The following is a 12,769-nucleotide window of genomic DNA, read 5'->3' on the forward strand; positions in this document are numbered from 1 at the left end:
TAATTAGCAATGATAATGTAAAAAAAATATGTTTTTGTTTAAGGAAATTGCTAACTAATGAATATGAATACATAAATGTAAAATTGTTTTTGTAGGGAGGAATTATGAGAATAAAATTTAGTAAAAAAAATTGGCTTTTATTCTTGCTTCCGACAGGATTTTTGTTTTTGTATTTAAGGAAGTATAATATTTTGATAGCTCAAAGTTTTACTTTGTTTCATTTGTTTTCAATTTTTTATATTCCATTTTTTTTTGCTAAAGGTATAAAAATTACATCAGTCTCTAAAATTTTATTTATTTTCTATTTCTATAGTATTTTTATAACTATAATAAATTCTTTGTTTGCCATTGTTTTTTCACCTAATTTGTATGATTTTGTACCAATTTTTAGACAGGTGTCGGGATTGACTGTAGGTTTAAGTGAATATTTCCTTTTAAGGTATATATTTTTAGATTTAGAAAAGGAGAGAGTAATTGATTTAATTATTTCGAGCTCATTAGTTATAATTATAGTTTTTGTGATATTAGAAAGTTTTATGACAGGTAACTTTATAAGAATTCATGGTTCTTTTACTGAACCAAGTCACTTGGGTGTTTATTTAGTTTTCGTAATTTTACCAGCCATTCTTATTTCAAATTACAAAATTAAGAAAAAAGTTTTATTATTATTTATATTGGGTATTTTAATATTTTTGACTTTTAGTTTCACAACTTATTTTGCGCTTTTCATTTTTCTTATGTATTTTTCTTTCTTTCAATCTTTTAGAAAAAGTATCAAATCAATTTTGATTACAATAATTATTTTTTCGATTTTTATTGCAATAATTAAATTTTATTTTAGTAGCTCTTATATTGTATACCAAGTAAATAGAACTATAGAAGCAGTTTTTATCAAAAAGGATATATACGTTGGTACTATTTCTTTTATTGATAGGTTTAGCTTTTTTTTGATTTTGAAAAATTTTCACTTTAATCTGAATACTATATTTGGATATGGTCTTGGAATGGAGTATTTAAACGTAGCGAAAATATTACCGCAAGAATCTCTAAGTAAAATTATTCAAGTTAAGTTATTTAAGAATTTTTTAACATCTTTTTGGAGTAAAATTATTATTTATGATGGTTTGATTGGAATAGGGATGATTTTTTTTCTTATAAAAAAGTTACTAATAAATTTGAAAAGAAGTGAAAATATTATGACATTAAAAAATAAAAAGATAATTAAATCAGTTATTTTAGGAATATTTACGTATGCTTTTATTTCTTTAGGACCTTTTCAAACAACTGCGATATGGTTTTGGATTGCTTATATAGATGCCAATTTAATTGCAAGTAAACTTAGAAATTAGTATGGAAAATTTATAGGGGAGATGTTTTTGAAATGTGTTGCATATCGTTTGTAAAAAATTCAATTAATTTAATTAGCAAAAAAGTCAAATTGTTTTTTAATAAAACCAAAATAACCGTGGTAGGTTATTTTGGTTATGATAATATTGGTGATGAATTTATTTTGCATTCTCTCATTCAGAAACATCGTAACGAAAAAATTTTCTTTGTTTTAAGCAATAATCCACATCAAACATCAAAGATTCACAAAGTTGCTTCTTTTAGTAAAAAAATTTTTTTGCTTTTTTTGAATCTTTTATTATCAGATAAACTTATTATAGAGTGAAATAGAATACTCTTTAAGAAAATTGTTAAAAAGCCGATTATGTATCTGTAAGAGATTTTTAATCTTTTAACATGATACAAAGGTATTTACCAGAATTTTCAACGAAAATAGTTATAGAAAAAGATTATGTAATAGATTGGATGGCAGTGTAAAATAAAAGCTATAAAAACAAAAAAGGTCCTGTATCCTAAAATAGATAAGTGAGAAAACTTATTACAAAGGAGGGATACAGGGCCATGGAAATCAAAGATATTATACTACAATTTCTTACAGAAAATGAAGAGGGAATAAGAAATCTTTTCACCTGGTTTTTGAACACAGTAATGGAATATGAAGCATATTTGCAAGCAGGGGCAGAACATTACGAAAGAACGAGGAATAGAAGAGCGCATCGCAATGGTTATAGGAAAAGAAGCTTGAACACAAGATTAGGAAAATTACAATTAAGAAAACCACAATTTAGAGAATTTTCTTTTGAAATGAAAGTATTTGAAAGATATTCAAGAGTAGAAAAGGCGTTAAAGAATGCAGTTGTTGAATCATATCTTCAAGGAGTATAGACTTGAAAGATAAGAGAAATAATTTCAACACTTGGAGTAGAAGAACTTTCAAGGCAAACAGTTTCTAATATAGCCAAAGAAGTAAATGAATTTCTTAACGAAGAACTTGAAAGAAAAGGGCTACAAAAAGCAGTAAAGGTGTGTGAAAGATTTATATTTGACTTGTTTAATTATCAAAAATATCCAAAAAGATATTGGAGAAGAATAAAAACAACAAATATGTTAGAAAGAATAAACAAAGAACTAAAAAGACAAACTAAAGTAGTAGGAGCTTTTCCAAATGAAGGATCACTTTTAAGATTAACTGTAACAATTTTGCTTAATATTAACGAAGAATGGTTACTTTAAAGGAGATAGTTAGATATGGATTATTAATCTGTTTTAGGGTACAGGGGTATTTTTACAGCATTTTCTTGACAGAACCTATTGGATAGAGTCTAAAAACTTTGAGTTTTCAATCCAAAAACAAAAAGAGTTGGTATAGTATTGATGAAAACTACAAATTTCAATTATTCGAAACTTAAAACATTAATTAATTCTTATGTAGAATTGGGGTATGAGATAGAGTATTACATATTTTTCGAAAAAGAGTGGGACTTGGAATTTATCAAAAAATTTATAAATTCTCTTTCCGGAAACGGAGATGTAATTCATTTTAATTTAAAAAACAATCTTTTGAGGATATTGTAAAATATCTTTGGAAAAATGAAGTTTTCACATTTATGCGATTACGCCCTCTTATAATTTCTTATTATGGAGGAGTACATTGTATAGCAGTAGCACACAATAGTAAAATAGAAGCTTTTGCAAAAGAAAATAATATTGAATTTTTAATATAAAAAATTCTTTTTCAGTGTTTCGTGAAATTATCACAGAGTAAGTTGTAAATAATTAAAGGATAACAATATTCAATTTTATGCTAAAGATTCATTTGGAGGTGAAAAAATGAAAGGCATAATCCTTGCAGGAGGTTCAGGAACAAGACTATATCCAATGACGAAGGTTGTTTCAAAACAACTTGTTCCTATATATGACAAACCAATGATTTATTATCCCTTGTCTGTTTTAATGCTTGCAGGTATAAGAGAAATACTCATTATCTCAAATCCAGAATATATTGATTTGTACAAAAAGCTTTTGGGAGATGGTTCACAATTAAGCTTAAAATTTTCATATAAAGTACAAGAAAAACCACGTGGACTTGCAGATGCATTCATTGTAGGAGAAGATTTTATCGCTGGTGATAAAGTTTGCCTTATCCTTGGAGATAATATTTTCTATGGACAGGGATTTTCAAAAATACTTAGAGACGCAGCTTCATTAAAAGAAGGGGCAGTTATATTTGGATATTATGTAAAAGATCCACGAGCATATGGTGTAGTAGAATTTGATGAAAATGGAAATGTAATATCATTAGAAGAAAAGCCAAAATATCCAAAATCAAATTATGCTGTTCCTGGATTATATTTTTACGACGAACAGGTAGTAGAACTTGCAAAAAATCTAAAGCCTTCTGCAAGAGGAGAACTTGAAATAACAGATTTAAATAAAGAATACCTAAAAATTGGAAAGTTGAAAGTAAAACTTTTTGGTAGAGGCTTTGCATGGCTTGATACGGGAACACCAGAAGGACTCTTAGAAGCAAGTAACTTTATTGCAGCAATACAAAGAAGACAAGGATTTTATATTGCAGCAATAGAAGAAATAGCATACAGACTTGGTTATATAACAAAAGAACAATTACTTAATCTTGCAAAACCTATGGAAAAAACAGAATATGGTAGGTATTTATTAGAAGTTGAATGATATTTATAGTATGTGAGAAAGTTGTGAGAAAAATTTATATAGCAATTTTTAAAATTATGGGGTGAAATTATGATCAAATTAATAAGTATTATATGTGTATACAATGATGAAAAAATTTTAAATGAATTTTTACTTTCATCATTAAAAATGCAAAAAGGAATTGATTATGAATTAATACTTTTAAATAACAAAAATAACAGATATGAATCAGCTGCAGTAGCTTTAAATGAGGGTGCAAGTAAAGCTAAAGGCGAGGTTTTAGTTTTTGTTCATCAAGATATTAGATTTCTTTCTTCAAGTACACTAAATGATATAAAAAACTATGTTGAAAAAATGGGAAAAGGGATATATGGAGTTGCTGGAGTAAAAGATAAAGGAACAATTACAAATATAAAGCATGGAGATGATTTAAAACCAGCGGGAAGATATTCTATTGATTTTCCTGTTCGTGTAAAAACACTTGATGAATGTGTTATTATAGTTGATAGAGAAACTTTTAACAAATTGAAATTTAATATTGACTTAATAGGTGGATATCATTTATATGCGGTAGAAATGTGTCTTAGGGCTTCAAAACAAAATATTCCTATCTGGGTACTTCCTATTGAGAGTATACATCATAAATCACAAGGAAAATTAGATAAATCATATTTTTATACTCTTAGTAAAATTGTTAAACAATATAAGAATGTCAAAAAGATTCCTACTACGATGGGAATATGGTATACGAATAAATTCCTTTTTAGGTATCAGTTATTAAAGAAAAATTTTGGAATTATTAAACGATGTTTTTTAGATATTATTAATTAATAATAAGAAAAAGTAATGAATCAAGGGTAAAATGTTACTTTTTTTTGGAAATGTTGTTAGATTCAATTTTAATTAAGGAGGAAGTGTTTATGTCAAAATTTAAAAAAGTATCAACTCCTATAGAAGGATTGTATATTATAGAACCGACAGTTTTTGGGGACAACCGTGGATTTTTTATGGAAAGCTGGAATAAAAAAGAATTTTCTGAAATAGGACTTGATATAGACTTTGTTCAAGATAATCATTCAAGGTCAAAAAAAGGGGTATTAAGAGGATTACATTTCCAAGTAAAATATCCACAAGGAAAACTTGTTCGTGTAGTAAAAGGTATAGTATTTGATGTAGCAGTGGACCTTAGAAAAAATTCACCAACATTTGGAAAATGGTATGGTGTAATATTATCTGAAGAAAACAAGAAAATGTTTTATATTCCAGAAGGTTTTGCACATGGTTTTCTTGTTTTAAGTGATGAGGCTGATTTTCTTTACAAAACAACAGAATATTACTATCCTGAATATGATGCTGGAGTAATATGGAATGATCCTGATATAAACATAAAATGGCCATTTGAAGAATATGGTATAAAAGAGCCAATATTATCGGAAAAAGATAAAAAACTACCACAATTAAAAGAAATAGTAAAAAAACTTGAATGGTAAAAAAATTGGGTGATAAAATGAAGATTCTTATAACAGGTGCTGCTGGGCAGCTTGGGCAGGATTTACAAAAATTATTTGAAAAAGAGAAAATAGAATATATTGCAACTGATTTTATAGAAGGTTATACAAAGCTTGATATAACTAACTTAAAAGATGTACGAGAACTTGTAAAACAAACAAAACCAGATGTTATAATAAATTGTGCAGCATATAATGCGGTAGATAAAGCAGAAAAAGAATGGAAAATAGCATACAATGTAAATGGACTTTCTGTACGAAATTTAGCAATAGCTGCATATGAAATAAATGCATTTCTTGTTCATTATTCAACAGATTATGTGTTTGATGGACAAAAAGGTTCTCCATATACCATTTATGACACACCAAATCCGTTATCAAAATATGGGGAAAGTAAATATCTTGGTGAAAAATTACTTTCGCAATTTTTCGACGATTACGCACTTATTAGAACAAGTTGGGTTTTTGGGAAAGGAAATATTAATTTTGCTAAAAAAGTAATCGAATGGTCAAAGAAAAAAGATGAATTACGGTTGGTTACAGATGAAATATCTGCTCCAACATATACAGTTGACCTTGCAAGGGTAACATTGGAAATTGTTAAAGAAAGGGTACGAGGATTGTATCATATTTCAAACGAAGGGATATGTTCAAGATATGAATATGCAAAATACATTCTTGAAAAGATTGGATGGAAAGGTGTAATAAAAGAAGAAAAACAGGAAGATTTCAATCTTCCTGCAAAAAGGCCTAAGTTTTCAAAACTTGATAATTTTGGTTTAAAAGAGACGTTGGACATTGAAATGCCACATTGGAAAAATGCTGTGGATAGATTTTTGAAAGAATTGTTTGGTGAATGAATGATGGTAAGTAACACATAGCCAAAAAATTCATCTATAAACTATATGCCGTTAGCCAAAAGGAGGTTTTGTTATGACACTATTAATCACAGGCTGTGCAGGCTTCATAGGGAGCAATTTTGTATATTACTATCTTGGCAAATACAAAGGTAGAAAAATAATAGGCTTGGATAAGCTAACATATGCAGGAAACCTTGAAAACCTTGAAAATCTTACAAAAGAGCAAAAGAAAAGATTTAAATTTATAAAAGGTGACATATGTAACAGAGAACTTGTAGAATATATATTTGAAGAATATGATATAGATGGGGTAATAAACTTTGCAGCAGAATCACATGTAGATAGGTCAATATATGAGCCACAAGTATTCTTAAAGACAAATGTACTTGGGACGCAAACACTACTTGATGTAGCAAAAAAATATTGGTATGATGGGAAAAGTTGGAAAAGTGGGAAAAAATTCTTACAAATATCCACAGACGAAGTATATGGGTCACTTGGACCAACGGGGTATTTTACAGAAAAAACGCCACTTGATCCACACAGCCCATATTCAGCAAGCAAAGCATCTGCAGACCTTATAGTAAAAGCATACCATGACACATATAAAATGCCAATAAACATAACAAGATGTTCAAACAACTATGGACCATACCAATTTCCAGAAAAATTAATACCTTTAATGATATGGAACGCGCTAAATCACAAAGAATTACCAATATACGGAGATGGCAGGCAAATAAGAGACTGGTTATACGTAGAAGACCATTGTAGGGCAATAGACATAGTATATGAAAAAGGAAAAATAGGAGAAGTATACAACATAGGAGGACATAACGAAAAAGAAAACATAGAAATAGTAAAAAAGATAATAGAGATACTAAGGGAAAAGACAAAAGATGAAAAGATAAGTGAAAGCCTTATAAAACATGTAAAAGATAGACCGGGGCATGATAGAAGATATGGAATAGACCCAAGTAAAATAAAAAAAGAACTTGGCTGGGAACCAGAAATAATGTTTGAAGAAGGGATAGAAAAAACAATAGAATGGTATTTAAATAATCTTGAATGGGTAAAAAGGGTAATATCTGGAGAGTATATGGAGTTTTACGAGAAACATTATGGGAAGAGCAATAAAACTGTTGTCTTTAAAAGAAGTTATAAAAAATAAAGATATACATTAGGAGGTGTGAGAAATAAATATTGCACATTATTTTTTGGGGTTTCCTCCAGTGCATTATGGAGGACTTATGGTTTATGCCACTGATTTATCGAAAGAACAATTAAAAATGGGGCATAACGTTATAATGTTAATGCCAGGTATTTATAATGGAAAAGGGAAAAGTAAAATAAAATTTTTTAAAGTTCAAGAAAAACTGCCTGTGTATCAGATAATAAATTCGCATCCTGTAAACCTTTCAGGAATAGGTAATCCAAGTGATTTTATCAAAGAAAAAAAAGAAAATAACTATAGAGATTTTTTAAAGAAGAATAATATTGAAATACTACATGTTCATTCTTTAATGGGTTTTCCAAAAGAACTATTAGATGAAGCAAAAAATCTGGGAATAAAAACAATATTTAGTGCTCATGATTATTTTGGGCTTTGTCCTAAGTATAGATTGTTTAAATATGATGGTACTTTATGTAATGATTTTAATGAGGGAAAATCGTGTGTTTTGTGTAATTATGAAGCTTCAAATAGAGCTATAAAGTCAAGAAATTTATTAATAGTATTTCCATTAGGTTATAGAATACTTAGAAAAACATATCAATTGTTTAAGAGATCAAGTCGACAAAGCAAAAAAGAATATGCTGAGAAAAAATATTATCAAAAATTAGTGTTTAATAAAAATAAAGCAATAAAATTTGTGGAATTTAGAAGATATTATATTAAAATTCTGGAAAGTTTTGATTTTATAATCTTCAATAGTAGTGTAACAAAAAATGAGTTTTCTAAATATATCAATCTAAATAAATTAACATATAAAATTTTGCCTGTAACACATTCAAGTATAAAAGACAATAGAAATGTTATAAATTACAAACCTTTAATTAATGGGAAAGTTAATTTTCTTTTTATGGGAGGTTTGGTTAAGGGAAAAGGTTTTTATGATTTGGTAAATATTTTGAATGAAATAAAGAAAACTCATACAAATTGGCAAATAAATATCTATGGTAATTATTCTGGGATAAATTTAGATAATTTTGATAATAATTTTTTCAAGTTTTATGGTAAATATAGTTATAAAGATTTAATTTATATATTTTCAAATTCAAGTATTCTAATAATTCCAAGTAAATGGAAAGAAACTTTTGGTTTAATTGGGTTAGAGGCTTTTTCTTACGGGATTCCAGTTATATCTTCTGAGAATGTTGGGTTTAGTGATTTGGTGGAGGATGGTAAAACAGGGTTTATTTATAAAGAAGATAGTGAAAATGAACATTTGAAAAAAATTATAATAGCTATTTTAGAAAATCCATATTTGTTGCAAGAAATGAATAAAGAAATTAAAAGAATTGGTTTTAAATATACTTTAAAGCATCATGTAAATGAAATTATAGTTTGTTATAAAAATTTATTGGAGGAAAAATTATGAAAATAGGTATATTAACATTTAATTGGGCCATCAATTATGGAGCTGTGTTACAGATGTATGCGGAATATAAATATTTAAGTAAAGACAATGAGGTTTATGTTATAAACTATGTTCCAGATTATTTTGATAATATGTATAATAAAAAGATTTTTAATACACAAATTCGTTTTAGGACGGCGATTAAAAGATTAATGGAGAAATTTATAAAATTCGAACAATATAAAAAGTTTGAGAAGTTTATCCATGAAAACTTAATTTTAACAGAAAAAGCAAAAGATAGAGATGAGTTATCTAAGATAATAAATAAATTTGATTTAGTTATTGTAGGTAGTGACCAAGTTTGGAATTATGATATAACAAAAGATTATATTAAAGATTATCTTTTATACAATTTTAGATGTAATAAAATGAGTTATGCTGCAAGTCTTGGTAAGGACGAAGTAAAAAAAGAGTTATTGGATTTATTTTGTAAGTCTTTATCGGATTTTGATTTTGTTTCATTAAGGGAAAAATCTTCGATAGATTATGTAAGTAAAATCTGTAAGGGAAAAAAGTATAATTTATGTATAGATCCAGTTTTTCTTATAAGTTCAAATGAATGGAAAAAAATATCTGAAAATAGTAATTATAATATTCCAAGAAAAGGTTATGTTCTAGTATATATGTTAGAACATAATTCTAATTTATTAAAAACAGCAAGATATTTATCTAAAAAATATAATATTCCTGTTTTAAGTATTGAAATACCTTTTATAAGGTTTTTTGGTAAGAACTTTGGAATAAAAAAATTACATGATGTTGGCCCTATAGATTTTATTAAATTATTTTTACACGCAAAATGTATTTTAACAAATTCATTTCATGGTACAGCTTTTTCGTTAATCTTTCATAAACCGTTTGTGTCCTTTGCTCATTCTAAAGTGAATTCAAGGATGGAAAGTTTATTATATTTATATCAATTAAAGAATGTTCAGATAAAAAATACTTTGAATAATTTTGAAATTGTTGAAAAAATTTTGAAAAAAACTCAGATGGCTTATCACAATCTGGAAAATAAAGAAATTAGCAGAGTAATAGAAAATTCAAAACAATATTTAACTAAAGCATTGGAAAAAATAAAGTTAAAAATCAAAGAGGTGTAATATGAAAAATAATGTTTTTGAAAAAGTAAAGTTTAATTGTATAGGGTGTGGACTTTGTGAAGGAATATGTCCTAAGAAATGTATAAATATACATGAGGTTTCAAATAAAGGTATATTACCTTTTGTTGATATTAGAAAATGTTCTTCTTGTGGGATTTGTGTTGATGTTTGTCCAACGGATTTAATAAGCAAAAAAGAAAATCTTAATGATGTTAAAGAAATATTTGTTGGAAAATCAAAAAATAAGGAAATTATTAAAAACTCATCTTCGGGCGGAATTGTCTCATCAATAATTATTGACTTATTCGATAAAGAGAAAATAGATGCAGCTTTAGTAGCATTTTTTGATAGTCAATTAAATATTTATGGTGATTTTATAACTTCAAAAGATGAGGTTATGCAACATTCAGGATCATTTTACCATACGTCGAAACAACTTTTAAACATAGAAAAAATAAAAAAATATAAATCAGTTTTGTTTGTAGGACTTCCTTGTCATAATATAGCGTTTGAAAAATTTTGTCAAAAATTTAATATAAATAATGTTTATGTAACAATTAGTTTGGCTTGTACAATTGGAAGAATGAAAAATGGAATAAAAGAATATTTTAAAGAAAAAAATTTATCTTGTGTATTTGAAAAAAATGTTGAAAGTTATAAATCAAGGTATGGTTTAAAAAGACCTGGAAATATTATTGTGACTCTAGAGGATGGGAAAAAGATTACAATTGATTGTTTTGATTATTTTATTAGTAAAGATTACTTTTTTATTCCTGATGGGTGTTTGAACTGTAGAAAATTATTTGGAATACAATTTTCAGATATCTCTGTTGGAGATAATTGGGGAATTGATACTGGGGAAAAAATAGCAATTTTTACAGCGAACACAAAAAAGGGGTTGCAAGTAATAAAAGAAAATAAACTTATTAATGTATTTAATTCGAATATTGAAGAATTAAAAAAATCGCAACCATTAGGATATCCTTTAAAGTACTTTAATAGAAAAAGGGTAAATAAACAAATTAGACTTTTAAAGTATATATACAGGCGTTTTTCAAAATATCCTTTGGTAAAAAAAATGTTATATAAATTAAGAAGGCTTTTATTATGGAATATAAAAAATTTTGCAAGAAGAAAATGATAAAAATAAAGTATTTTATGGGGCTGGTGACAGGTTCTGGACAAAGCGTATAAATCACTTGCGAAAAATACGTTCATAATATCTTTGGGTTCTTTTGGTTCAAGAGCAATATCTTTTTTTATGCTTCCTATTTTTACAAGAATTCTTAGTCAAACAGATTATGGAAAGATAGACTTTTTTAACACTACAATAAGTCTATTACTTCCATTTCTTACATTAGGGATTACTGATGCTGTATTTCGTTTTACAATGGAAAAAACAGGTGAAAAAGAAAAGTCAGTGGTTCTTTCTTCAGCGTTAATGGTTTCCTTTTGGGGAACTTTTGTATTTTTAGTACTTGTTCCAATAATATCTAAAATAAAAAGTATATCTGAATTAACAATTTACATGGCATTTGCATTTGCTATTAATTCTATACTTTCGATTTTAAAAACTTATATTAGAGCTAAACAAAAACTTTTTATTTACGCATTAGGAGACATAGTACATACACTTTCATTTGCAACATTAGGAATAATATTAGTGGCAGTTTTAAGGTATGGCATACAAGGATACTTTCTAAGTTACATTTTTTCTAGTTTAATTGATGTGATATATCTTTTAATAGCAGGAAAAGTATACAAAGACATATTGTTAAGAAATATATCATTTCATAAGGTAAAAGCGATGTTAAGATATTCGATTCCATTAATTCCAAACGGACTTTCCTGGTGGATAATGAATGTATCGGATAGATATTTAATAATAATATTTCTTGGGTTTGCGGCAAATGGGATTTATTCGGTGTCATACAAATTTATGTCACTAATAACGATTTTAAATGGGATATTTTACCAGGCATGGCAAATATCAGCAATAGAGCAATATGAAAGAGAAGACAAAGGTATTTTTTATTCAAATGTATTTAAAATGCTTTCTATATTTTTACTATTTACAGTACTACTTTTTGCAATAGTCTTGAAACCGATGGTAATGATAATGACAGGTGAATCTTTCTATGAAGCATGGAAATATATCCCATTTTTATTCTTAGGAGCGATATTTTCGGCATTTTCAGGTTTTTTTGGAGTGGGATATATAGCGTCCAAAAATACAATGGGGGCGTTTAAAACATCAGTAATAGGAGCAATGGTAAATTTTGGAATAAACATATTATTTATACCAATAATAGGATTAAAAGCAGCAGCAATTTCAACAATGCTTGCGTTTTTTACAATGTGGATTTTGAGAGTGTTTGAAACAAGAAAGTATTTTCAAATAAAGATTAATTGGATAAAGTTGGTTTTAAGCTTTCTATTGGTTTCTTTGTCGCTTTTTGCAAATTTTATTCAAAAAATCTTTATTATGTATACTATACAAATAGCAACATTGATAGTTTTCATTTTGATAAATAGAAAGGAAATTAAAGCAATTTTATTAAAAATAAAAGTAGCGATTATTTCCAAAACAGGTAGATAAAATGTGTACTTTTTTCTTGTTTTGAATTTTAGTAATAATTGTA

General features: G+C 27.2%; 10 protein-coding genes and 1 pseudogene. All 11 read left to right on the plus strand.

The genetic code is table 11. The features are described 5' to 3' along the window. Positions 1 to 104 precede the first annotated feature (104 nt). The 11 genes and pseudogenes from BUB65_RS02380 to BUB65_RS02445 all read left to right on the plus strand — a co-directional run bounded on the left by BUB65_RS02380 (position 105) and on the right by BUB65_RS02445 (position 12,726). Positions 105 to 1,349, plus strand: coding sequence for a hypothetical protein (locus BUB65_RS02380; protein WP_073071815.1), 1,245 nt, complete (start codon positions 105 to 107; stop codon positions 1,347 to 1,349). Positions 1,350 to 1,908: 559 nt separating this feature from the next. Continuing rightward, positions 1,909 to 2,580: pseudogene (locus tag BUB65_RS08265) on the plus strand (transposase). 597 nt (positions 2,581 to 3,177) lie between these two features. Then, a complete protein-coding gene (gene rfbA / locus BUB65_RS02405; RefSeq protein WP_073071827.1) occupies positions 3,178 to 4,038 on the plus strand; it encodes a glucose-1-phosphate thymidylyltransferase RfbA in 861 nt (286 codons plus the stop codon). Positions 4,039 to 4,107: 69 nt separating this feature from the next. Continuing rightward, positions 4,108 to 4,848: a glycosyltransferase family 2 protein gene (locus tag BUB65_RS02410; protein ID WP_073071830.1), complete on the plus strand. Its 741-nt coding sequence runs from the start codon at positions 4,108 to 4,110 to the stop codon at positions 4,846 to 4,848. Between the two features lie 89 nt (positions 4,849 to 4,937). Then, on the plus strand, positions 4,938 to 5,507 hold the full coding sequence (rfbC, locus tag BUB65_RS02415) for a dTDP-4-dehydrorhamnose 3,5-epimerase (protein WP_073071832.1): 570 nt from the start codon (positions 4,938 to 4,940) through the stop codon (positions 5,505 to 5,507). Positions 5,508 to 5,524: 17 nt separating this feature from the next. Then, positions 5,525 to 6,385: a dTDP-4-dehydrorhamnose reductase gene (gene rfbD / locus BUB65_RS02420; protein ID WP_073071834.1), complete on the plus strand. Its 861-nt coding sequence runs from the start codon at positions 5,525 to 5,527 to the stop codon at positions 6,383 to 6,385. Positions 6,386 to 6,458: 73 nt separating this feature from the next. Continuing rightward, on the plus strand, positions 6,459 to 7,556 hold the full coding sequence (gene rfbB / locus BUB65_RS02425; protein ID WP_073071836.1) for a dTDP-glucose 4,6-dehydratase: 1,098 nt from the start codon (positions 6,459 to 6,461) through the stop codon (positions 7,554 to 7,556). Between the two features lie 61 nt (positions 7,557 to 7,617). Beyond that, on the plus strand, positions 7,618 to 8,985 hold the full coding sequence (locus tag BUB65_RS02430; protein ID WP_143606644.1) for a glycosyltransferase: 1,368 nt from the start codon (positions 7,618 to 7,620) through the stop codon (positions 8,983 to 8,985). Further along, the gene (locus tag BUB65_RS02435; RefSeq protein ID WP_073071841.1) at positions 8,982 to 10,127 is read left to right on the plus strand and encodes a polysaccharide pyruvyl transferase family protein; all 1,146 of its coding nucleotides are present in this window, start codon (positions 8,982 to 8,984) and stop codon (positions 10,125 to 10,127) included. The genes BUB65_RS02430 and BUB65_RS02435 overlap by 4 nt, the downstream gene beginning before the upstream one ends. Before the next feature lies 1 nt (position 10,128). Beyond that, positions 10,129 to 11,268 carry a coenzyme F420 hydrogenase/dehydrogenase beta subunit N-terminal domain-containing protein gene (locus BUB65_RS02440; protein ID WP_073071843.1) on the plus strand — a complete coding sequence of 380 codons (1,140 nt, stop codon included), beginning with the start codon at positions 10,129 to 10,131 and terminating at the stop codon, positions 11,266 to 11,268. 36 nt (positions 11,269 to 11,304) lie between these two features. Next, positions 11,305 to 12,726 carry a lipopolysaccharide biosynthesis protein gene (locus BUB65_RS02445; protein ID WP_268807473.1) on the plus strand — a complete coding sequence of 474 codons (1,422 nt, stop codon included), beginning with the start codon at positions 11,305 to 11,307 and terminating at the stop codon, positions 12,724 to 12,726. Positions 12,727 to 12,769 lie beyond the last annotated feature (43 nt).

It is taken from the genome of Thermosipho atlanticus DSM 15807, assembly GCF_900129985.1.
GTDB lineage: Bacteria > Thermotogota > Thermotogae > Thermotogales > Fervidobacteriaceae > Thermosipho_A > Thermosipho_A atlanticus.